The following is a 21,600-nucleotide window of genomic DNA, read 5'->3' on the forward strand; positions in this document are numbered from 1 at the left end:
CCCTCCGAGCACCGGAGCGCGGACGGCTGGTCGAGCTCCTGTCGACTGGGTGTGCTTAGATGTCGTGATCACAGACAAGACACTTGGACTTGCCCGCGCTTCCTCCATTGGCGATGACTGGTCCCTGGATGAGCGGGAAGGGAGGCGTGTTCTTGTCGTTGTGCAGCATGAGATCCATGGCGCGCGCCACGTTCTTGCCCTCGAACTTCACGTCAAAGGAGAAGTTGACGAACTCGGCCTTGCCCTTTGTCTTGCTCGAGACCACGCCGCCGCCAGCGGAGCCCGCCTCGTCGCCCGTGCTGGTGCTGAAGTTGGAGTCCTTCACGCACACCGGGTTTCCGCCCACCGTTACCTTCTTGGTGCCTTTGGCGGTATCCGAGGACTTCGCCACGTTGGGGTAGGGAATTGGGACGGGGCCTCCGGGGCTGGGCGTCTTGCACACGTCCGGGAAGGCCACGGTGGTGCCGTCGCTGTCCTTGGTGACGACGGACATCTTGTTGACACCGGTGTTGACGGCCATGGGTCTACCTCCGAAGGGCACATATTACTTACCGCACGGGGTCCACAGAGCGCGAGCACCGGTCTGGTGAGGAGTCCCTGGTGGCCTGGTGGGTGACATGCGGTCATGCGCGGGGTTGGGTGCGAATGGCCCAGTCCCCGGTGTACCGGACCTTCATGGGCACCCGCGCGAGCGGTGGGCAATAGCGGTACATCATGTCCGTGAGCTGGAAGCCCGCTCGCTCACCCAGGCGCAGCAGGCCCAGTCCTTCCAGCCAGAGGAAGCGGTGGGGCGCGAACGCAGTGACGGGCGTGGCGAAAGCTCGGGCGCGCTTCTCCGTCTCTTCCTCGTATTCCATCCGGGCCGTGGCGAAGTACTCGGCGAAGGCACTCTGATTCCCGGAGAGCAGGGCGCGGACCAGTCCACACCGGCTGGCATGTGCCTCCTGTCCCACTTCTTCCAACCGGGTGAGCAAGCACTCCAATGAGGGGAGAGAGGGATGATCCTGACGCGCCAGCTCTTGCAGCACGCGAGCCCAGAGGAACTCATCCTCGTACTCCTCCTGCTTCTGCCACTCGGTGGGGGACACTGCGGCTACTGCTTCCGCCAGGGGGGAGTGTTCGGTAAGGACGACGAGTACGCCCAGCGGGGCTCCGACTACATCCGCGCCAAGAACGGACGCGGGGTTTATCGCAACTTCGGACACCCCCATCTGGAGCAGATCCGCGACATGGTGCGGCAGATGGCCGAGTTCCCGGGCGGCCCGGTACAGAACTTCAGCCCGAAGGCGAAAGAGGAAAACGGCAAGCCGGTGGGGCAGAGCACTCCCTATATCTGGGAGGCGCACCACATCCTTCCGGGCTCTGCCTTCTATTACGAGACCGCCAGAGGCCCCTGCTTTACCTACCAGCAGCTCCGGCTCATCCTGCTGACCGACTACAACCTCAACCACGGCCACAACATCATCATGCTCCCCAAGGAGTCCTGGGCCGTGCCCGTCCACACCCTGCTCCAGCACCCGGGCGACCACCCCCGCTACACCCAGCGGGTGATGGGACGGCTCAAGGACATCTCCAAGGACATTCAGGCGAAGATCGACAAGGGGGAGGACCACAAGGACGTGGAACTGGACCTCTTCGAGCAACTCAAGGACCTGGAAGAAGAATTCTGGGACTTCATCGTTGGCCTGAGTGAGGTCGTCGTGGCCGCGGTGACCTCGGGCCAGACCTACGTCCACGACAACGTCCGTTTCGCCCCGGAGAAGGGCAGTAGCACCTACGAGAACGGGGCGCTCTTCTGAGGAGCATCAGCGTATGAACTATTTTGTCCTGAAGACGGCTTCCCAGGATGGTGCGGTCATTGACGCGTACCCACAGGGCAGCCCGGCAGATTGGAAGTTCGACGAGGGCATCAGTCTGGCCCGCGAGTTCCCTGGCCGGGCGGAGGTCGTCTTCTCGAAGAGCTTTCCTGACTTCCGGAAGCTCTACGACTTCCAGCCCAACATCCTCAGCGCATTCATCGTCTCCGAGAAGGCCCGGCAGCTCATCGAGTCCCTGAAGGTGCCCAACGCCGAGTTCCTCCCCGTGGCGCTCAAGGACCACCGAGGCAACGTGGTGGCCGAGAACTACGCCATCCTCAACCTGCTCGGGGGCGAGGACGCCATCGACATGGAGCGCTCCGACTACAAGATGAACAACATCAACAAGGAGCAGATTGGCCGCATCAAGAAGCTCGCCCTCAAGCCGGACGCCATCTCCCCTGAGGCGAAGCTCTTCCGTTGCAGCCGCATGCGCCGATTGATCCTCCTCCGCGAGGATGTGCTCGCCGCCTTCAACGAGGCGGGCCTCACCGGCTTCCGCACCTACCCCGCCGAGGGCTGGAAAGGCCTGGAGCTCTGACTCACCGCGAGCCGCATGTCATCGCACCTCGCCTTCGAAGCCTTCGTCGATACCCTCGCCGACACGTACTGGCTCGTCATCCGCCGGTACCTGCCCGTGCCCGAATTGGAGCGGGAGCGCTGGGCCCGTCCCGATGAGTTGGCGTGGCTGGGTCTGGGCCATGAGCAGGAGAGCTTTTACTTCGGCTACGCCCTCGGACTGTCCGATGAAGGGGCGCCGAGTGGGGCGAGTGCGGCTCTGTCGCTGCGTGATCTGCTCAACCCGGGTGAGCACGCGACGCTCGTCACCGCCGTTGAGCGCTTCGCCTACCCCCCCCTCCCGATTTCGAGGCTCAGGACGCCTGGTATGAGGACTGCCAGGTGTTCGCGCGGTACGCGATTCGCCTCGGGCTGGGGCTGGTGGCCCACCGGCTGTGGTCGCACCCGGAGGCTCTGCCGATGGCGCCGGGCCCGGGCTTCCGGGTGACCGTCTTCGACGATATCGATTCCCCCGGTTTCGAGGCGGAGATTCCTCGCTGCGAGCTGCCCTCCGCTGGTGGCAGGGACGAGGCCTCGCGCCGACATCTCCTGAGCGGGGCATTCGCCTCCACCCCCGCCTGCCGGGAGCTGCTCTCGGACCTGGGTGACGGCCGACTCCTGCACCAGCCTCTCTCGGTAGTGCTTGCGCGGTATCGCACGTCGCGCGCCAGCCTGCTGGCCGACCTCCAGGCGGCGAAGGGGCAGCCCAGGTAGATGGCCAAGGACCCTGCCTCGAAGACTGGAGCCAGATGCTCTTCGTGATGCGTGGACCCGCTCGCCGGGTGTCCTCGCGCTCAGCCCGCGCGGCCCGGGGCCAGCGCCAGGTGGATGGCGGCACGCTCTCCCGTGTCTGAGGAGGAAAGGACGAGGAGGGACGGGGCACGAGCGTAGCCACGCCGCAAAGCCCGGAGCGCCGTGGCGGTGCCCACTCCTCCAGAGGCCGCACCGGTGGCGCCGAATCCTTCAGCGGGCAACCAGATACGACAGTCGCGGAAGCGCGCTTCCTGGGCACTCAAGTGGAGCAGCATCATTCCACACTCGTGCGCGCGGTGCTGCTGGCCATCATGGTCCAGGACGAGCACGGGAGGAGGTACGCCAGGGGGGAGGGGCCCCAGTGCCGTCTGCGCGCACCGAGCGATGGCTCGCCCATCGGATGGACGCCCGACGTGTCGAAGGTGGGGCTCCATGTCCAGCACCACGTCCCGGACGAGCACGGGCGGCTCCGGCACCTGAGTCCTGGCCGGAGGGGGCGGGACGAGTACCAGCGCCACGCCGGCCTCGCCCGCCATGAGGCCCACAGGGTGCGCGGCCGTCTTGAGCCGGCCCTCCTCGTTGAGGAGTTCCAGCGTCCGCGAGGAAACGAGGCTATCCACCGCGCAAATGAGCCCGGCTTGAGTCCGTCGAGCGCGTAGATCCTCCTCCGCAGCGGCCAGCGCCTGGGCGAAAGCGGCGGTGCCTCCATGGAATGCGCGCAGCGGACCCTTCCAGGAAGGCAACCCCAAGACCTCCCAGGCTCCGCGCACGACCCGTTCCGCCAGCAGGGCCACGCGCTTGCTCGCGTCGGGGGGATCCTCGTCCCTCGGCTCCTTCCTCGTGGTGAAGCCGCGCGTCTCCGGATCCGGCAGGGCGAGGTACAGGCCCGCCCCAGGGCTCAGGTGCTCGAGGTTCTCACGCGAGCACAGGTCCACCAGCGTTTCCACCAACAGAGCCACCAACCGACCCACTCCGGAGAAGCCATAGGTGGCCGCGCCCGCCGCATGTATCGCCACGGTGCCGGGCTCCTCGTCTCCGGGAAAGAAGGTCTCGAAATCGGGAGCTGGAGCCGACCGGACCAGCCCGGCCCGGAAGGCAGCGCACCCTGGTACCAGTGGCCCCAAAGCCGATGCCATCCCCATGGCCTTCACCCAGGTCTGCATACGAGCACCGCTCACCGTGTTGGCTCTCCTTCGACCGAGATTGCAAGGCCTCTGCTCCGACGGACGACGAGGGCCCCATTCTCCGGCAGCCCTACGGCACGGTACAAGCCGCACTGGGCGTGGGGTGCTGACGCCGATGCGAAGCTTCGACCTGCTGCCGGTGAGGCCTTCCATCCCGATACTGTTCGACTGCTGGTCCGCTTGCGGCATTCGGGGCAAGCACGGAGGGCTCGTCCTGCGCGAGCCCCCCCTGACAGGACTTACTTCAACTGGCTTAGCCGTTCACCTTCTTCCACGAGGGACGGGTGCTGATGCGCTGCCACCACGACTTCACGAACGGACGCTCGGTGATGAGGGTGCCGTGGGGAGTGGCCGAGAGGTACTGCAGGTACGGCAGCCAGGAGATGTCCGCGAGCGAGAACGTGTCGCCCGCGAGGTAGGCCTGGGACATGAGGGCCCGGTCGACGACATCGAGCACCCTGGCGCTCTCGCTCCGGCCCTTGTTCACCTTGTCCATGTCGGGCGTGCCGCCGCGCATGGGCTTGAAGACGAGCTCCATGACGATGGCCATGCAGTGCGGGGTGAAATAGGACTGCTCGACGCTGAGCCACTGCTCCATGCGGCCGAAGGAGGGATGGTCGCTCGGGGTGAGCTTGGGCCCCGGCAGCTTCGCGTCGAGGTAGCGGATGATGGCGCGGGACTCGTACAGGGTGAAGCCGTCATCCTCGAGGAAGGGGACGACGCCGAAGGGGTGCTTCGCCAGGTAGTCGGGCGACTTCTGCTGGCCCTTGGAGAGGTCGATCAACACGAACTCGGCCTCGCGGCCCTTCTCGGCGAGCGTGGTGAGGACCTTTCGGGTGCAGGTGCTGCCCGGATGACCATAGAGCTTCATGAGTGTTCCTCCGTGGGTTGAAGCGGCGCGAGGCTATAAGAGCCATCCCGTCCGTTGCGCTAGCCTTTCGCGCCATGGACCGGAAGCGCACAGTCTGGTTGCTCATCATCGTGTTGGTGCTCGTGGGTGGACTGCTCGTCCTGCTCCGTGGGGACGGTGGGGAGCGGGTGCCCGATGGACCACGGGCAGGAGGCGCGGGGGCCTCGAAGCCGGCACCCGCTCGCGCCGGAACACGAACGTCACAGAGGCCGGAATCCCCGCACGCCGCGACCGCCCTCCCCTCGCGTCTGGTGCCCGCCACGCACGCCGAGGACCCGGCCGAGTCGCGGGGCTCCTTCGAGGGCCTCGTCATCTCGGCCACCACGGGTGAGGGCGTGGCGAACGCCGAGCTGACCTTCGCCGGAGCGGGGGGCGCCGCGTCCACGCGCACGGAGGCCAACGGACGCTTCCGCTTCGTCCCGCCCACGGCGGGCACGTGGCAGCTCGCGGTGGTGACGGCACGGGGCTACCTGCCCTTCGGCCCCGAGTGGGGACAGAGCCCCATCCGATTCACGGCCGTGCCCGGCCAGCGCATCTCGGACATCGTGCTCGCCCTGACGCCCGAGGTGGAGCTGCTGGGCCGCGTGGAGGACCCGGACGGACAGCCCGTCGCTGGAGCGCAGGTGCGCGTGCTGACGGGCCGGGGGGGTGAGTCGGTGCTCTTCCCCACGTCGGACCACTTCACGTCCGATGCGCGCGGGGAGTTCCGCTTCCGCGCACCGGAAGGCGCCAGCGTGGAGGCCCGCCACCCGGCCTACGCCTCCGCCCGCGCCGAGGTGACACCCTCGGCCGCGCTGGCGCGCCGCGTGGTGTTGAAGCTGGGCAGGCGCGAGAGCGCTCAGGCCGCCCCTCCGGGAGAGTCCCTGGCGGGGCGCGTGGTGGACGGAGAAGGAGCGGCCGTGCCCCAGGCCCTGGTGTCCGTGACATCCGCCTCGAGCGCCTGGCCTCGCAGGTATGGCGATGAGCTCGGGTACGAGACGCTGACGGACGCGGAGGGACGCTTCACGCTCGAGGGCCTGGAGCCGGGCACCTACGATGTCACCGCGAGGTCGATGGGACTGGCGCCCGGGGAGCTGCGAGACGTGAGGACGGGCCGGAAGGACCTGGTGCTGACGCTCGCGGCGGGGACGAGGCTGGTGGGCACGGTGCGCGACGCGGCCACGGGCAGGCCGCTGCCCTCCTTCACCCTGGCCGTGTTCACGAAGCGAGGGCCCTTGCAGCGGGACGTCTTCACGCAGCACTCGTTCATCGACGCGCAGGGCCGCTACGTGGTGGCAGGAGTACCGGCCGGGAGCTATGTGCTCCAGGCGGCCGCGTCCGGCTACGCGCCATCCGAGGCGCAGGTCGAGGTGCCGGAAGGGGCCTCGGGACCGGTGACGACGGACCTCTCCCTCTCGCGCGGGACGAAGATGGCGGGGCGCGTGGTGGAGGAGGGCTCGGGAGTCCCGCTGGAGCACGCGAGCATCTCCGTCGAGGGCGTGGGAACGGGAGAGGGAGCGCTGTCCCTGCGCTATGACGCCCTCACGGACGCACGGGGCGACTTCACGCTCGACGGGTTGCCCCCGGGCGAGCTGTCCCTGTTCGTCTCCGCCGCCGGGCACCACAGCCGCATCCTCTCCGGCATCACCGCGCGTGGAGACACCGCGCCCCCGCTGACCATCGAGTTGCGGAAGACGGAGGAGGGCGAGGAGCCTCAGGTGGAACTGGTGGGCATCGGGGCGGTGCTCGCCCCGCGAGAGGACGCGCTGGTGCTGGGCGAGATCGCCCCGGGCGGAGGCGCGGCCGAGGCGGGGCTCGTCACGGGGGACAGCATCGTGCACATCGACGGGCGCCCCGTCGTGGAGATGGGCTTCGCGAACGCCGTCCAGCGCATCCGGGGCCCCGAGGGCAGCCGGCTGGTGCTCGGCGTGCGCAAGGCCTCGGCCGTGGGCACGGACGGAAGCGCCGCGCCCATCGTGGACATCCCCGTGACGCGGCGGCGCATCCGCCGATAGGAGAACCCGGACGGGCTCAGCCGAAGGAGCAGTCCTTGCCCCGCGTCGGCAAGGCGGAGGCCTCCTGCGACAGGTACGTGTCGACGGCCTTCGCCGCCTCACGCCCGTCGGAGATGGCCCAGACGATGAGGCTCGCGCCCCGGCTCGCGTCGCCCGCGCAGAACACGCCGTCCACCGACGTGGCGAAGCTCGCGTCCACCAGCACGTTGCCTCGCGGCGTGAGCTTCACGCCCAGGTCCTCCGCCAGCGCCCCGGTGTCCGGCCCCGTGAAGCCCATGGCCAGCACCAGCAGGTCCACCTCGTAGACCGTCTCGGAGCCGGGCACCTCCACCAGCCGGAGGGCTCCGCCCGCCTCACGCTGCAACTCCACCCGCACCGCGTGCAGCGCCTGGAGCCGGCCGTCCGTGCCGACCAGCTTCTTCGTCATCAGGCCGAACTCGCGCGCCCCGCCCTCCTCCTGGCTCGACGAGGTGCGGAAGATGAGCGGCCAGCGCGGCCACGGGTTGCTCTCGGCACGCACCTTCGGGGGCGCGGGCATCAACTCCACCTGCGTCACGCTCGCCGCGCCCTGGCGCAGCGCCGTGCCCAGGCAGTCCGAGCCCGTGTCTCCACCTCCGAGGATGAGCACCCGCTTGCCCGCCGCGCTCAGCCGGGGCTCGAGCTGGGTCAGTCCCGCCACCACCCGGTTCTGGTGCTCCAGGTAGTCCATGGCCTGCACCACGCCGGACAGCTCGCGTCCGGGCACCTCGAGCTCCCTCGCCTTCCTGGCGCCCATGGCCAGCACGACGGCGTCGTACTGCTCGCGCAGCGCGCGGAAGCCCGGCTCACGGCCCACGTCCACGCCGCAGCGGAACTCCACGCCCTCGGATTCCATCAGCTTCAGCCGCCGGTCCACCACGGACTTCTCCAGCTTGAAGTCGGGAATCCCGTAGCGCAGCAGGCCTCCGGCCCGGTCATCCCGCTCGTACACGGTGACGCTGTGTCCCGCCTGGTTGAGCTGCGCCGCCGCCGCCAGCCCCGCGGGCCCCGAGCCCACCACCGCCACGCGCTTGCCGGTGCGGCTCGCGGGCGGACGGGGACGCACCCAGCCCCCGGCGAAGGCCCGCTCGCTGATCTCCTTCTCCATCTGCTCGATGGTCACCGGCTCCTGGTCGATGTTGAGGACGCAGGCGGCCTCGCACGGCGCCGGGCACAGCCGGCCGGTGAACTCGGGGAAGTTGTTGGTGCCGCTCAGCGCGACGTAGGCCTCCTTCCACTTCCCCCGGTACACCGCGTCGTTGAAGTCGGGGATGGGATTGCCCAGCGGACAGCCCTGCTGACAGAAGGGCACGCCACAGTCCATACAGCGCCCCGCCTGCCGCTTGGCCTCCTCGGCGGCCAGGGGCAACACGAACTCGCGCGAGTCCCCCACCCGATCGGACTTCTCCCGCTTGGGGGCGGGCACGCGATTCCACTCCATGAATCCGGTCGTCTTGCCCATGGCTCAGCCCTCCCCTCCCACGAGTTGCAGACGCGGCATGGTGGCCGGAGGCGGCTTGCGGGCCGCCCGGCGCGCCTGGAGCACGCGCTTGTAGTCGGTGGGCATGACCTTCACGAACTGCGGCACCATCAGCTCCCAGTTGTCGAGCACCCGCCGCGCCAGCGCGCTCCCGGTGTGGTGCAGGTGCCGTTCGATCATCCCGTGCACGAGCCAGATCTCCGACTCGTCCACCAGCGACTCCAGCTCCACCATCTCCAGGTTGCAGCGCTGACGGAAGGAGCGCTCGCGGTCGAGCACGAAGGCGAGGCCTCCGCTCATGCCCGCGGCGAAGTTGCGCCCGGTGGGCCCGAGCACCACCACCACGCCGCCCGTCATGTACTCGCAGCCGTGGTCACCCACGCCCTCCACGACGGCCTGGGCGCCGCTGTTGCGCACCGCGAAGCGCTCGCCCGCGAGCCCTCGCAGGTACACCTCGCCGGCCGTGGCACCGTAGAGGACGGTGTTGCCCACGAGCACGTTCTCCTCGGGGACGAAGCGGCTGTCCGAGGGCGGGTAGACGATGATGCGTCCGCCGGAGAGCCCCTTGCCGAGGTAGTCGTTGGAATCACCCTCCAGCTCCAACGTCACGCCGCTGGCGAGGAACGCGCCGAAGCTCTGTCCCGCCGAGCCCTGCAGCCGGATGCGCAGCTGCCCGTCCGGCAGACCCCGCGCCCCGTACCGCTGGGCGATCTCACCGGAGAGCATGGCCCCCACGGCGCGGTGCGTGTTGCTCACCGGCCGCACCAGGAGCGTGGGCGCCCCACCCTCCAGCGTGGCCTTCGCGTGCTGGAGCAGATCATGGTCCAGGTGGTCCGACACGTCCTTGAACTGCGGCGAGTCGCAGCGCCGGGCCTCGATCGAGGAGGCATGGGGCTGCACGAGCAACGCGGAGAGGTCCACCCGCTGCGCCTTCCAGTGGTCCATGGAAGGCCGCTGCCGCAGCAGCTCCACGCGGCCCACCAGCTCGTCCAGCCGGCGCGCGCCCAGGGCCGCCATCTGCTTGCGGAGATCCTCGGCCACCATGAAGAAGAAGTTCACCACGTGCTCGGGCTTGCCGTGGAAGCGCTCGCGCAGACCCGCCTCCTGCGTGGCGATGCCCACCGAGCAGGTGTTGAGGTGGCACTTGCGCAGCATGATGCACCCGAGCGCGATGAGGCTCGCGGTGGCCATGCCGAACTCCTCGGCGCCCAGCAGCGTGGCGATGAGCACGTCCCGGGCGGTGCGCAGGCCTCCGTCCACCTGCACCCGGATGCGGCCGCGCAGTCCGTTGTGCACCAGCACCTGCTGCGCCTCCGCCAGGCCCAGCTCCCATGGCAGACCCGCGTGCTTGATGCTGGAGAGCGGCGAGGCGCCCGTGCCACCTTCGTAACCGGAGATGACCACGCACCCCGCGCCGGCCTTGGCCACGCCCGCGGCGATGGTGCCCACCCCCACCTCGCTCACCAGCTTCACGCTCACCCGCGCCGCCGGGTTCACCGACTGCAGGTCATAGATGAGCTGCGACAGATCCTCGATGGAGTAGATGTCGTGGTGAGGCGGCGGGGAGATGAGCGTCACGCCCGGCGTGGACCAGCGCACGCGGGCAATCCGCTCGTCCACCTTGTGGCCGGGGAGCTGTCCACCCTCGCCCGGCTTGGCGCCCTGGGCCATCTTGATTTGAAGCTCGGCCGCGTTGACCAGGTACTCGGTGGTGACGCCGAAGCGCGCGCTGGCCACCTGCTTGATGGCGCTGCGCCGCATGTCTCCGTTCTCGTCCGGCAGGTAGCGGCGCGACTCCTCGCCACCCTCGCCGCTGTTGGAGCGCCCGCCGATGCGGTTCATCGCGATGGCCAGCGTCTCGTGGGCCTCGGCGCTGATGGAGCCGAAGGACATGGCGCCGGTGACGAAACGCCGGACGATCTCCGACGCCGGCTCCACCTCCTCCAACGGCACGGGGGTACGGCCCTCCGTCGCCACCTCCAGCAGCCCGCGCAGGTTGCAGTGCTCGCGCGACTCGTCGTCCGCCAGCCTCGAGTACTCGGCGAAGAGCGCGGCGTCATTGGTGCGCGCCGCCTGCTGCAACCTGGCGATGGTGGCCGGGTTCCACTTGTGCGTCTCGCCCCGGCGGCGCCACTGGTACTGGCCGCCCACGGGGAGCTGCTCCACCTCGTGGTCCGCCGCCTCGCCGAAGCCGCGTGCGTGCCGCTCCTGGACCTCGCGGCCCAGCTCCGGCAGGCCCACGCCTTCCACACGCGAGGGCGTCCCGGTGAAGTGCCGCTCCACCAGCCGCCGATCCAGGCCCACCGCCTCGAAGAGCTGCGAGCCACGGTACGACTGCAGCGTGGAGATGCCCATCTTGGACATCACCTTCAGCAGGCCCTCCTCCACGGCGTGGATGAAGTTCTCCTGCGCCTTCTCGTGGTCCACCGGCAGCTCGCCCGCCTCCGCCAGGGCGCGCAGCGTGTCCAGCGCCAGGTACGGGTTCACCGCGGAGACGCCGTAGCCGAAGAGACACGCGAAGTGGTGCACCTCGCGCGCCTCGGCCGTCTCCAGCACCAGGCCCGTGTACACGCGGATGCCGTCGCGCACCAGCCGCTGGTGCACCGCGGACACGGCCAGCAGCGAGGGGATGGGCGCATGGACCGCGTCCACCCCCCGATCGCTCAGCACGAGGATGCTCGCGCCCGCGTCCACCGCCTCCAGGGCCCCGGTACACAGCCGCTCCAGAGCCGCCTCCAGCGCGTCCTGCCCCCCGGCCACCGGGTACAGCAGGCTCAGCCGGTGCGTCTCGAAGACGCCCTCGTTGCTGATGGCGGCCAGCTTCGCCAGCTGCCCGTTGGTGAGGATGGGGCCCGGCAGCGACAGCCGGTGGCACTGGTCCGGCGTCTCCTCGAAGGTGTTGCCCTCGGGGCCCAGGCCGGTGGCCAGCGTCATCACCAGCGACTCGCGGATGGGGTCGATGGGCGGGTTGGTCACCTGCGCGAAGAGCTGGTGGAAGTAGTTGAAGAGCGAGGGCGCCTGGTCGCTGAGCACCGCCAGCGGCGTGTCCGTGCCCATGGAGCCCACCGGCTCCTTACCCGTCTCGCCCATGGGCCTCAGCAGCAGCCGCACGTCCTCGTCCGAGTAGCCGAAGGCGCGCTGCAGCCGCCACAGCTCCTCGCCTCCCAGCCGCGTCGGCGCGGGCACCGTGGGCAGGTCATCGAAGGTGAAGACGTTGTGCTCCAGCCAGCGCCGGTAGGGCCAGCGCGTGGTGATGTCGCTCTTCACCTCCTCGTCCTCGAGGATGCGGCCCTCGAGCGTGTCCACCAGCAGCATGCGGCCCGGGGTCAGGCGCCCCTTGCGGCGCACCGCCGAGGCCGGCACGTCGATGACGCCCGTCTCCGAGGCGAGGATGATGCGATCGTCCTCCGTGACGAGGTAGCGCGCCGGGCGCAGGCCGTTGCGGTCCAGCGTGGCGCCGATGAGCTGCCCGTCCGAGAAGGCGATGGCGGCCGGCCCGTCCCACGGCTCCAGCAGCGAGCTGGAGTACTCGTAGAAGGCGCGCCGCTCGTCGCTCATGAGCGTGTGGCCCTCCCACGCCTCGGGGATCATCATCATCATCGCGTGGGGAAGCTGGCGCCCGCCCAGGCACAGCAGCTCCACCATGTTGTCGAACTGCGCCGAGTCGCTCTTGCCCGGGACGATGATGGGGAAGAGGGGCTCCAGACTGCCGCCGAACTTGGCCGACTGAAGCAACCCCCGTCGCGCGTTCATCCAGTTGCGGTTGCCCCGCAGCGTGTTGATTTCACCGTTGTGCGCGATGTAGCGGAACGGCTGGGCCAGCTCCCAGGTCGGGAAGGTGTTGGTGGAGAAGCGCGAGTGCACCAGGCCCAGCGCGCTCACGAACTCGGGGTGCTGCAGGTCCACGTAGAAGCGCGGCAGCTGCCGGGGCAGGAGCAGGCCCTTGTAGATGAGCGTCTCCGCCGAGAAGCTGGCCACGTGGAACTGGCCTTCCGGATCCAACCCGCGCTCGTTGATGCGCCGCTCGGCCAGCTTGCGGATGCGGAACAGCTTGCGCTCGAAGGCGCTGGGCACCACGCGGCGCCGGGCCACGAAGAACTGCCGGATGACGGGCGCTCCCTCGCGGGCCAGGCGGCCCAGGAACGAGGGCTCCACCGGCACGTCGCGCCAGCCGAGCACGCGCTGGCCCTCGTCGGCGGCCACCTGCTCCAGCACGGACTCACAGGCGATCCGCGCCTCCGCGTCCGAGGGCAGGAACACCATGCCCACGCCATACTGACGGCGGGGCGGCAGCGGGAAGCCCAGCCGCTCCCGCTCGAAGAAGCGGTGGGGGAGCTGCACGAGGATGCCGGCGCCGTCCCCCGTCTCGGGATCCTTGCCCGCCGCGGCCCGGTGGCTCAGCCGGTTGAGCAGTTCCAGCGCGTCCTCGACGATGCCGCGCGACTTCTCACCCCGGATGTGCGCCACGAAGCCCACGCCGCAGGCATCGTGCTCGGTGTCTGGTTCGTACAGCCCATAGCGGCCCGGGATTCGGTCCGACATCTGCGTTCCCCTTCGCGACGGGTACATCCCGTTTGACGCGGAGAGTCTAGTGCGATGGGGCTTTCACTGTAAGCAGATCTAGCACCCCCGGTCGTCCGCAAGCGCCAGGAGCGGACAGGGAAGCAGGGGCTCCGGTGCGATGCTCACGAGGGCATGGAAGAATCCGCTGGCACTCTCTCCAGGTGCTTGACGGAGGAGGAGCGCTCGAGGGCACGTGCGCGCTCCTCGGGGTGTGTGAGCGTGGCGCGCACCGCGGCGAGCAACTCCGCCTCGCGGTAGGGCCGCGAGCACAGCGCGTGGTCCGGCTGGGCCCAGGCGGGCCGCGAGGCCCCGGCGAGCACGATGGGGATGGGCCGGGCGCGCGGCAGTTCCGCGAAGGCCGCCAGGAAGATGCCCATCTGCGTGGGCGCGGCGCTCGCCGACAGCAGCACCAGGTCCACCGGCAGGTACGAGGCCCGACGCAGCCCCTCCACGCCCTCCTGCGAGGTGAGCACCTCGAAGCCCTCGGCGCGCAGCACGCGCTCGGCCACCTGCTCCTGCGAGGGGTCCTCGTCGAGCAGCAGCACCCGGCGCGGCAGCCGCCGCACCTCGTTCACGGTCATCCGCGGCAGCCCCAGGCTGAAGGTGGAGCCCTGGCCCTCGGCGCTCGAGAGCGACAGCGAGCCTCCGTGCAGCCGTGCGATGGAATGGCTGATGAAGAGGCCCAGCCCCAGCCCGCCGAAGTGACGGTGCGAGGAGTTCGCCGCCCGGTAGAAGCGCTGGAAGAGCCGCGTCTGGTCCGGCGCGGGAATCCCGATGCCCCGGTCCCTCACGTGGATGCGGGCCTCGCCCGACAGCGACTCCACCTCCACGCAGATGGGCTCGCCCGTCGGGCTGTACTTGTGCGCGTTCTCCAGCAGGTTGACGAGCACCTGCTCCAACCGGTCCCTATCTCCCTGCACCCAGACGCGCTCACTGGGCACGGTCAGGGAGAAGGGGCGCTCGAAGGCGTGGCGGAACTGGTCCACCACCTCCGCCACCAGGTGGCCCACCTCCAGCGGCGCGGGCTGCAGTGACAGCCGGCCCAGCTCCAGCCGCGAGACGTCCAGCAAGTCGTTCACCAGGCCCGCGAGCCGCTCCACCTGCCGCTTGGACTTCATCACGCTGGAGAGCTCCACGGGCTGGCCCTGCACGAGGCGGCGCTCCATGGAGTAGAGCGTCAGCTTGAGCGGGGTGAGGGGCGTCTTCAGCTCGTGCGAGGCGATGGACATGAACTCCTCGCGCACGCGCAGGGCCGCGTGGGCCTCGCGCAGCAGGCGGGCGTTCTCCACCGTCACCGCCACCTGCCCGGCCGCGGCGCTCCACAGGTCCAGCTCGCGCAGGGAGAAGGAGGTGCCCTGCTCCTTGTAGAGCACGAGCAGCCCCAGGGCGCGCTTCTGGGACAGCAGCGGCACCGCCGCGAAGATGGAGCCCACGGCGTCGCCATAGCCGCGCTGGACGCCAATCTGCGGCTGCCGGGTGATGAGCGCCGCCTCGAAGGAGTCGGCGTGGTTCTCGAGCGCGTCCTCGGGGGAGTCCACGCTGGCCAGGTCCGACACCGCCACGCGGCGCAGGGGCTGGCCCTCCTCGGCGAGGAACACCTCGGCGCGGCGCACCTGGGCGCAGCGCACCACGGCCAGCACCGCGGCCTTGCACACGCTGTCCACGTCCAGCGTCTCGCCCACCTCGCGGGCGATCTCCTGGAGGGCCTGGGCGAAGGCCACGTCGTCATCCGCGCCGGAGGGCTCGAAGAAGAGCCAGGCGCCGGGGGCCGAGCCCTGACGGCCGGGGCGGGCCTGGACACGCACCTGCTTGAGGCCCGAGGTGATGACGTGCCCCGAATGGCCACGGCCCTCGCGCAGGGCACGCTCCAGGGCATCCCGGCCCCAACCCCCCTCCAGGGCCGACAACACCGGCTCTCCCACCTGGAGGGACACCCCCGTCTTGGAGGTGAAGTCCGGCTCCACCCACTCCACGCGCAGGTCCGGCCCGAGCCGCACCACAGCCTGGGGGACGCAAGCGAGGATGTCCTGGAAGTCGGGTGGCAACATGAGGGGCTGGAGATTGGAGTTACGCCCCTGGGATGGATCACACAAGGCGCCCCCCTCCGCCTGCTCCCCCCTGGACAGAGGGGGCGTTGGGGGCAGGACAGGAGGGGCGCCCGGCGGGGGGGAGAGCGTTCACCACTGGGAGGCTGCAATCCGCCCGGTGTGTGTTAGACGACACCCCGCCATGCCTTCCCAGCCTTCCAAGGACCTGCAGACCTTCCCGAACCCCGCGCCGGATCGGGACTACGAGATCGCCTTCGACGTGCCGGAGTTCACGTGCCTCTGCCCGCTGACCGGGCAGCCGGACTTCGCGAAGTTCAAGATCCGCTACGTGCCGGATCAGCTGTGCGTGGAGCTCAAGAGCCTGAAGCTCTACATGTGGGCGTACCGGAACGAGGGCGCCTTCCACGAGAAGGTGACCAATACGATCGCCGACGACATCGTGCGCGCCATCCAGCCGCGGAAGCTGACGGTGGAGGGGGACTTCTTCGTGCGCGGCGGCATCGGGACGCTCGTCACGGTGACGCACGAGAAGAAGGGCAGGGGCGCGAAGCCGGCGGCGAAGAAGAGCGCCCCCGCGCGCCGCAAGTAGACACTCCCTCTCCCTCCGGGAGAGGGTCGGGGTGAGGGTATGTGTGCCCGGAGGTGCGTCAGCGGGTGGTCAGCTGCTGCACCAGCCCCATCCAATAGGGTTGGGTCAGGACGAGCCCCGTGCCGAGCGCCCCCGCGACGGCGAGGAACGCGATGACCCAGCGGACCCACGCCTGGGGAATCCGCGCCTGCTTGTCGAAGACGTCGATGACGCTCAGCTCCTCCTGGGTGAGGTGGGCGAGCGCCTCGGTCTCGGTGAGCTTGTGCCGGTGGCGCAGGAAGCCCACGAGGAGGGCCTCATAGGACATGCCCACGCGCTGGGAGAGGAACGCCTCCAGCTCGCGGCGCATGGCGGCGGCGTTGGCGAAGCGGTCCTGGGGCCGAACCTCGAGGGCGCGCTTGACGATGTCCGTGAGCTGCTTGGGCAGGTGGGGGGCCGCCTTGTGCAGCGGGGTGTACTCGCCGTCACGGATGCGGGCGAAGACCTCGCCGGCGTTGCGGCCCAGGAAGGGGCGGGTGCCCGAGAGCGCCTCGTAGAGCAGCACCCCGAGCGCGAACAGATCCGTGCGCCCGTCCACCGGCGCGCCCGTAACCTGCTCGGGAGACATGTACGAGGGCGTGCCCACCGCCATGCCCTGCGCGGTGAGGGCCTCCAGGCCCACGTCCTTGGCCACGCCGAAGTCCATCAGCTTCACGTCGCCGGCCTTGGTGAGCATCACGTTGGCGGGCTTGAGATCGCGGTGGATGATGCGGCGGAAGTGGGCGTGCTCCAGCGCGTCGGCGATGCGCGCCCCCACGGCGGCGCCCACCTCGGGCGCCAGCGGCCCCTCCTTGATGAGCTCGTGCAGGGTGGGCCCGTCCACGTACTCCATCACCATGAAAAGGACGTCGTTCTTCTCCACCAGGTCGTACAAGGTGACGATGTTCTGGTGGCGGAAGGCGGCGAGCGCGAGCGCCTCACGGCGGAAGCGCGACACGGCCTCCTTGTCCCGGACGGGGTCCGCGAGCATTTCCTTGATGGCGACCTCGCGCTGCAACATCTCGTGCAGCCCCCGGTACACCTGGGCCATGCCACCCCGGCCCAGCTCGCCGAGCACACGGTAGGCGCCTATCTTCCGATGTCTGACAACGGGCTTCTCGGTGGAGGGCACGGACGGGAGGCTACCGATTTGCGCGCGAGGCGTCGATACGCCCGGAGTGCAGACAGCCGTGCGGTAGAAATCGCTATTTACGACATTCACGAGAAGTGAGAGGACCCGCCGCCACGCTCCCGCTACGCTGCGCGCGCCATGAAGAAGCTCCTCCTCCTCGTTCCCGCCCTCCTCATCGCCACCCCTGGCTGCATCTACGTCCGCGAGACGCGGTACGTATCCAAGAAGAAGGAGCGCAACTGCCACCCCAGCCAGTACTGGGATGGGGATCAGTGCCGCCACAAGGGAAAGGGCAAGGGCGCGCGCAAGCACGACCACTGACGTACGCGCCCCCCTCTGACACGGATGGAAGCCCCGGCCCGACAGACCCTCACCCCGGCCCTCTCCCCGGGGGAGAGGGAGTGGCTGTCCGCGGAGGCCCGGGGGCAGCGCATCACCCTGCTCGATGGCGGCGCCGAGGCCTACCCGCGCATGCTGGAGGCCATCGGCACGGCCACCCGGCGCGTCCACCTGGAGGTCTACGCCTTCGAGCGAGAGGGCGTGGGCACGCGCTTCGTCGCCGCGCTCACCGCCGCGGCCCTGCGGGGCGTGGAAGTGAAGGTCATCGTCGACGGCTGGGGCTCCATCGGCGAGAGCCGCGCGCTGGCGGGCACCCTGCGCGCGGCCGGCATCAAGGTCCGCATCCACAATCCCCTCACCTCCCTCTTCCTCGGCCGCTTCTGGCGCAACCACCGCAAGATCCTCCTGGTGGATGACGCGGTGGCCTTCCTCGGGGGCATCAACATCGGGGACCACTACGCCGCCGAGGAGGGACGGCCGGGGTGGGCGGACCTGGCGCTGGAGCTGCGGGGCGACATCTGCGCGAAGCTGGGCGCGAAGCTCACCGCCGGAGCCTCCACGTTGGTGGCGGGCCCGGTGAGCATCCTCCTGTCCGGCGTCGGGGGTGGGCGGCGCCTGCGGGCGCGCTACCTGGCGGGCCTCAAGGACGCGCGGCGCAGGGTGGTGCTGGCCCACGCCTACTTCCTGCCGGACACGGGCTTCGTGCGGGCCCTCCGGCGCGCGGCACGGCGCGGGGTTGAGGTGCACCTGCTGCTGGCCGGCCGCAGCGACGTCCCCTTCGCCCGCGCGGCCACCATGCGCCTGTACCGCACCCTGCTGCGCGCGGGCGTGCACATCCACGAGTGGACGGCCACCACCCTGCACGCCAAGGCGGCGGTGGTGGATGGGGAGCGCCTGCTGGTGGGCAGCTTCAACCTGGATCCGCTCTCCCTGGTGAACCTGGAGACGCTGGTGGAGGTGGAGGACGCGGCCGTGGCCGCCCAGGCCACCCGCTGGATGGAGCGGCACGTGAGCGGCGCTCGTCCGGTGGGCCTGGAGGACTGCGCGCGCTCGGGCCCGCAGCGCTGGTTGCTGGACGTGGTGGGGCTCGCGGTGGCGCGCCTCTCCGAGCGCATCGCCAGCTTCATCGGCTCCCGGAGGATGCGCCGCCGGGGATGACCCGGGCCACCGCGTTCAGGAGCTGCTCGAGCCGGAAGGGCTTCTTCAGGAAGGCCTGCCAGAGGCGCGGCTCTCCGGAGCGGGGCGGCATCTCGCTCATCAGGATGACGGGCACCCCGTCCAGGCCGGGCGTCTTCCGTATCTGCTCGAGCGCCTGCGCCCCGGAGAGGATGGGCATCATCACGTCCATGACGACGACGTCGGGGCGGTGCTCGCGCAAGCGCTCCAGCGCATCCCGTCCGTTGCCACAGACGGAGACCTCGTACCCCTCGTCCCGCAGCACGTCCGCCACGACCTGCTGCACGTCGAACTCGTCCTCGACGACCAGAATGGAGGTCACCGCCCACCCCCGCCGCCCCGGCCCTTGCCCCCGGTACGCCTCACCTTCTTCAGCGCCTTCCCGAGCGGCCCCGGCGCCTTCCCACCGCGCACCCTCGCCTGACCGCTGAGGATGGACTCCGCGCTCTCGAAGGAGTCGGCCACGTCGATGCCCTCGCGGGAGATACGGAACTCGCGCAGCGAGGTGTCATAGCGGCTCTCCCGCATCTTCATGATGGAGAGCAGCCGGTAGAGCTGGGAGCGCAGCTCCAGGTAGCGCAGCAGGATGACCGTCTCCACCACGTTGGCCAGCTCGGGCGTGGGCAGCTCGAGCTGGGACTGGAAGAGCTCCAGCTCGTCGGTGATGACGGTGGTGACGTCCAGCGAGCGCAGCTGGTTGGTGAGCGCCGAGAGGAAGCGGGGAATGCGATCCGGGTACACCGCCGCCGCGCGGAAGCCCTTGGCCCCGTCGATGAACAGGCGCCGGCGCTCCTTCTGCTCCTGGGACTTCAGCCCCTCCAGCAACTGCTCCGCCAGCGAGTCCATGAAGTGCTCCAGCGGCGGCTGCCAGATGAGCTCGATGCTTCCGTCCTTCACGTACCGCTCCAGGGGGATGCCCACGTCCTCCGCCTTCTCGATGAGGCGGGGGGGCGGCTCGTAGAACCCGAAGTAGGTGCCGTGCTGGCCCCGCCGGGCCCCCTCCACCAGGAAGGAGAGCCCCAGCAGCGTCTTGCCCGTGCCCGGAGAGCCCAGCAGCGCCGTGGTGGAGCCCGAGGGCAGTCCCCCGTCGAGCATCTCGTCCAACCGCGGGAGGCCGAAGCCCATGCGGACGCGCTGCTCACGTGCGTTCTCCGGCGGCTTGCTGAATTGAACCTCCGTGCGCGGGTGGATGACCATGCCCTCGCCAGTGATCTCCACCTCGTGGCGGCCCCGGAGGTAATCGCCGCCGCGGAACTTGTGCACCGTCAGCTCGCGCACCGCCCGCGGACCGATGAGCTTGTCGGACAGCTCGATGACGCCGTCCACCAGGGCGTTCTCCACGTGCGAGCGCTCGCGCATGTTGGAGATGAGCAGCGTGGTGCAGCCCAGGATGCTGGCGAGCGCCTGGAGCGAGTGCACGAACTCCCGGTAGGACTGGGGACTGGTGGCGAACTGCTCCACGCTCTCCATGCCGTCCATGACGAAGAGCGTGGCCTTGCGCTCGCGCAGGGTGCGGCGGATGAGCTCCAGCAACCCGCTGAAGCCCTCGTCACGCACCATCTGGTAACCACTGACGTAGTAGAGCCGGTCGGGGATGTACTCCGGCTTGAAGAAGTTCAGGCTGGAGAGGTGCCCCACCATCTTCGCGTGCGATTCGATGAGCAGCGTCATGTAGACGCACCGCCCGCCGCTCCGCGCGATGTGGTTGCAGCACAGCTGGTTGGCGAAGATGGTCTTTCCGCCGCCCGGCGGCCCCATCAGCGCATAGGTGCCGCCCTGCTTGAGACCGCCCTGGAGGATGAAGTCCAGGCGTGGAATGCCGCTCTGGACGCGCCCCTCGCTACTCATTCTCCCCCTCCGTGACCTCCAGGGGCAGACGCAACGTGAAACAGGAACCGCCGCCGTCCCGCCCCATGACTCCCACCGAGCCCCCATGGGCCCGGGCAATCTCCCGGACGATGTACAGGCCGAGCCCCAGGCTCTCCACCCGATGACCGGACGCGGCGCGCTCGAACGGGTTGAAGATGCACTCGCGGTCGCCCTCCGGTACGCCGATGCCCCGGTCCTCCACCCGGAGGGACACCACACCGTCGCGCGCCTCGGCCCGGACCGTGATGGGCCCACCGGCGCCGTATTTGATGGCGTTGGTGATGAGGTTGCTGAGCGCCTGCTCCACCCGCAGCCGGTCCCAGTGGACCTCCACCTGGGGACAGTCCTCCACCGTCAGCACCGAACCCACCTGGCGGGCCTGCTCGACGAAGCGCTCGCCCACCTCGCGCACCAGGCCACCGAGCTCGAAGCGCTCACGGTCCAGCACGAAGCGGTTGTTGCGGGCCCGGCTCACGTCGAGCAGGTTCTGCACCAGCACGCCCAGCCGGCGCACCTGTCGCAGGGCGGGCTCCAGCCGCTCGGCCAGCAGGGAGCCGGCGAGGCTCGCCTCGCGCTGGGCCCCCCGCTGCAACCGCTCCAGGACGAGCTGCAGCACGGTGATGGGGGACTTGAGCTCGTGCGAGGCAACGGACAGGAAGGTGTCGCGAGCCCCGAGCGCCCGCAGCAGGTCCGCCTCCGCGCGCAACCACTGCGTCACGTCCTGGAAGGTCATCGTCACCACGCCCGGCGAGCGGGTCCGGTCCGGACGGGCGTGCACCACGAAGGTCCGGACTCCCTCGGGCCGCGCCCAGCGGAACAGCACGCCCTCCAGGGGCTCGCCACGCGCGGCCCGCTTCACCGGATGCTGCTCGGGAGGGAGCGGAGTGCCCTCCGGCTCCACGAGGGTGCCACGGCCGGAGACCTCGAGGATGAAGGGGAACTGCCGTGCCGCCGCGTTGGCGAACAGCACCCGCGCGGTCCCCTCTTCGACACGCAGTGTGGGCACGGCGAGGAAGTCGAGGACCCTCTCCAGCCCTGGCTGCTCGGACACGCCCTTCTCCCTTTCCACCCGTGCAGCACGAACGGATGGGGCCCGCGGCACCCGATGTCGCA

General features: G+C 69.7%; 18 protein-coding genes. 7 read left to right on the forward strand and 11 right to left on the reverse strand.

The genetic code is table 11. The features are described 5' to 3' along the window. Nucleotides 1–55: 55 nt before the first annotated feature. Together JQX13_RS04335 and JQX13_RS04340 are read right to left on the reverse strand one after the other, a co-directional pair. Nucleotides 56–520, reverse strand: coding sequence for a DUF4150 domain-containing protein (locus JQX13_RS04335; RefSeq protein ID WP_203407811.1), 465 nt, complete (start codon nt 518–520; stop codon nt 56–58). A gap of 103 nt (nt 521–623) precedes the next feature. Next, nucleotides 624–1,088: a hypothetical protein gene (locus JQX13_RS04340; RefSeq protein ID WP_203412651.1), complete on the reverse strand. Its 465-nt coding sequence runs from the start codon at nt 1,086–1,088 to the stop codon at nt 624–626. 27 nt (nt 1,089–1,115) lie between these two features. On the opposite strand from JQX13_RS04340, the gene JQX13_RS04345 reads away from it, so the two are divergent. The 3 genes from JQX13_RS04345 (at nt 1,116) to JQX13_RS04355 (ending at nt 3,128) form a co-directional block, all read left to right on the forward strand. Next, nucleotides 1,116–1,799, forward strand: coding sequence for an AHH domain-containing protein (locus tag JQX13_RS04345; RefSeq protein WP_239014530.1), 684 nt, complete (start codon nt 1,116–1,118; stop codon nt 1,797–1,799). A gap of 13 nt (nt 1,800–1,812) precedes the next feature. Then, nucleotides 1,813–2,397, forward strand: coding sequence for an imm11 family protein (locus tag JQX13_RS04350; protein WP_203407813.1), 585 nt, complete (start codon nt 1,813–1,815; stop codon nt 2,395–2,397). Nucleotides 2,398–2,756: 359 nt separating this feature from the next. Then, nucleotides 2,757–3,128, forward strand: coding sequence for a hypothetical protein (locus tag JQX13_RS04355; protein ID WP_203407814.1), 372 nt, complete (start codon nt 2,757–2,759; stop codon nt 3,126–3,128). An 80-nt stretch (nt 3,129–3,208) separates the two neighbouring features. Here JQX13_RS04355 and JQX13_RS04360 read toward each other — a convergent pair whose 3' ends face one another. Next, complete coding sequence (locus JQX13_RS04360) at nt 3,209–4,345, reverse strand: hypothetical protein (RefSeq protein ID WP_239014531.1); 1,137 nt, start codon at nt 4,343–4,345, stop codon at nt 3,209–3,211. Nucleotides 4,346–4,604: 259 nt separating this feature from the next. Further along, nucleotides 4,605–5,222 (reverse strand): glutathione S-transferase family protein, encoded by a 618-nt coding sequence (locus JQX13_RS04365; RefSeq protein WP_203407815.1) that lies wholly within the window; start codon nt 5,220–5,222, stop codon nt 4,605–4,607. A gap of 74 nt (nt 5,223–5,296) precedes the next feature. On the opposite strand from JQX13_RS04365, the gene JQX13_RS04370 reads away from it, so the two are divergent. Next, on the forward strand, nt 5,297–7,255 hold the full coding sequence (locus JQX13_RS04370; RefSeq protein ID WP_203407816.1) for a carboxypeptidase regulatory-like domain-containing protein: 1,959 nt from the start codon (nt 5,297–5,299) through the stop codon (nt 7,253–7,255). Between the two features lie 16 nt (nt 7,256–7,271). Here JQX13_RS04370 and JQX13_RS04375 read toward each other — a convergent pair whose 3' ends face one another. The 3 genes from JQX13_RS04375 to JQX13_RS04385 form a co-directional block, all read right to left on the reverse strand. After that, entirely contained in the window at nt 7,272–8,735 is a 1,464-nt protein-coding gene (locus JQX13_RS04375; protein ID WP_203407817.1) for a glutamate synthase subunit beta, read from the reverse strand. Nucleotides 8,736–8,738: 3 nt separating this feature from the next. Further along, on the reverse strand, nt 8,739–13,295 hold the full coding sequence (gene gltB, locus JQX13_RS04380) for a glutamate synthase large subunit (RefSeq protein ID WP_203407818.1): 4,557 nt from the start codon (nt 13,293–13,295) through the stop codon (nt 8,739–8,741). Nucleotides 13,296–13,438: 143 nt separating this feature from the next. Then, complete coding sequence (locus JQX13_RS04385) at nt 13,439–15,364, reverse strand: ATP-binding response regulator (protein WP_203411871.1); 1,926 nt, start codon at nt 15,362–15,364, stop codon at nt 13,439–13,441. 181 nt (nt 15,365–15,545) lie between these two features. Between JQX13_RS04385 and queF the strand changes: the two genes are divergently transcribed. Continuing rightward, nucleotides 15,546–15,953, forward strand: coding sequence for a preQ(1) synthase (gene queF, locus JQX13_RS04390; RefSeq protein ID WP_203407819.1), 408 nt, complete (start codon nt 15,546–15,548; stop codon nt 15,951–15,953). Between the two features lie 58 nt (nt 15,954–16,011). Here queF and JQX13_RS04395 read toward each other — a convergent pair whose 3' ends face one another. Beyond that, nucleotides 16,012–17,022 carry a serine/threonine-protein kinase gene (locus JQX13_RS04395; RefSeq protein ID WP_239015231.1) on the reverse strand — a complete coding sequence of 337 codons (1,011 nt, stop codon included), beginning with the start codon at nt 17,020–17,022 and terminating at the stop codon, nt 16,012–16,014. A 219-nt stretch (nt 17,023–17,241) separates the two neighbouring features. On the opposite strand from JQX13_RS04395, the gene JQX13_RS04400 reads away from it, so the two are divergent. Together JQX13_RS04400 and JQX13_RS04405 are read left to right on the forward strand one after the other, a co-directional pair. Beyond that, a complete protein-coding gene (locus JQX13_RS04400; RefSeq protein WP_203407821.1) occupies nt 17,242–17,424 on the forward strand; it encodes a hypothetical protein in 183 nt (60 codons plus the stop codon). A 24-nt stretch (nt 17,425–17,448) separates the two neighbouring features. Further along, complete coding sequence (locus JQX13_RS04405; RefSeq protein ID WP_203407822.1) at nt 17,449–18,600, forward strand: phospholipase D-like domain-containing protein; 1,152 nt, start codon at nt 17,449–17,451, stop codon at nt 18,598–18,600. Here JQX13_RS04405 and JQX13_RS04410 read toward each other — a convergent pair. The 3 genes from JQX13_RS04410 to JQX13_RS04420 are packed head-to-tail and all read right to left on the reverse strand — an operon-like array spanning nt 18,566 to nt 21,538. Further along, entirely contained in the window at nt 18,566–18,940 is a 375-nt protein-coding gene (locus JQX13_RS04410; protein WP_203407823.1) for a response regulator, read from the reverse strand. The two genes, JQX13_RS04405 and JQX13_RS04410, sit on opposite strands and share 35 nt — an antisense overlap. Continuing rightward, nucleotides 18,937–20,466, reverse strand: a complete 1,530-nt coding sequence (locus JQX13_RS04415; protein WP_203407824.1) for an ATPase domain-containing protein — start codon at nt 20,464–20,466, stop codon at nt 18,937–18,939. The genes JQX13_RS04410 and JQX13_RS04415 overlap by 4 nt, the downstream gene beginning before the upstream one ends. Then, on the reverse strand, nt 20,459–21,538 hold the full coding sequence (locus tag JQX13_RS04420; protein ID WP_203407825.1) for a sensor histidine kinase: 1,080 nt from the start codon (nt 21,536–21,538) through the stop codon (nt 20,459–20,461). The genes JQX13_RS04415 and JQX13_RS04420 overlap by 8 nt, the downstream gene beginning before the upstream one ends. Nucleotides 21,539–21,600 lie beyond the last annotated feature (62 nt).

The organism is Archangium violaceum (assembly GCF_016859125.1).
Classification (GTDB): domain Bacteria; phylum Myxococcota; class Myxococcia; order Myxococcales; family Myxococcaceae; genus Archangium; species Archangium violaceum_A.

Bases quoted from the DNA above. Each gene is read 5' to 3' on its own strand.
- JQX13_RS04375 (WP_203407817.1), bottom strand. From the start codon at position 8,735: ATGGGCAAGACGACCGGATTCATGGAGTGGAATCGCGTGCCCGCCCCC.
- queF (WP_203407819.1), top strand. From the start codon at position 15,546: ATGCCTTCCCAGCCTTCCAAGGACCTGCAGACCTTCCCGAACCCCGCG.
- JQX13_RS04350 (WP_203407813.1), top strand. From the start codon at position 1,813: ATGAACTATTTTGTCCTGAAGACGGCTTCCCAGGATGGTGCGGTCATT.
- JQX13_RS04415 (WP_203407824.1), bottom strand. From the start codon at position 20,466: ATGAGTAGCGAGGGGCGCGTCCAGAGCGGCATTCCACGCCTGGACTTC.
- JQX13_RS04405 (WP_203407822.1), top strand. From the start codon at position 17,449: ATGGAAGCCCCGGCCCGACAGACCCTCACCCCGGCCCTCTCCCCGGGG.
- JQX13_RS04395 (WP_239015231.1), bottom strand. From the start codon at position 17,022: ATGGCCCAGGTGTACCGGGGGCTGCACGAGATGTTGCAGCGCGAGGTC.
- gltB (WP_203407818.1), bottom strand. From the start codon at position 13,295: ATGTCGGACCGAATCCCGGGCCGCTATGGGCTGTACGAACCAGACACC.
- JQX13_RS04365 (WP_203407815.1), bottom strand. From the start codon at position 5,222: ATGAAGCTCTATGGTCATCCGGGCAGCACCTGCACCCGAAAGGTCCTC.
- JQX13_RS04335 (WP_203407811.1), bottom strand. From the start codon at position 520: ATGGCCGTCAACACCGGTGTCAACAAGATGTCCGTCGTCACCAAGGAC.
- JQX13_RS04370 (WP_203407816.1), top strand. From the start codon at position 5,297: ATGGACCGGAAGCGCACAGTCTGGTTGCTCATCATCGTGTTGGTGCTC.
- JQX13_RS04385 (WP_203411871.1), bottom strand. From the start codon at position 15,364: ATGTTGCCACCCGACTTCCAGGACATCCTCGCTTGCGTCCCCCAGGCT.
- JQX13_RS04400 (WP_203407821.1), top strand. From the start codon at position 17,242: ATGAAGAAGCTCCTCCTCCTCGTTCCCGCCCTCCTCATCGCCACCCCT.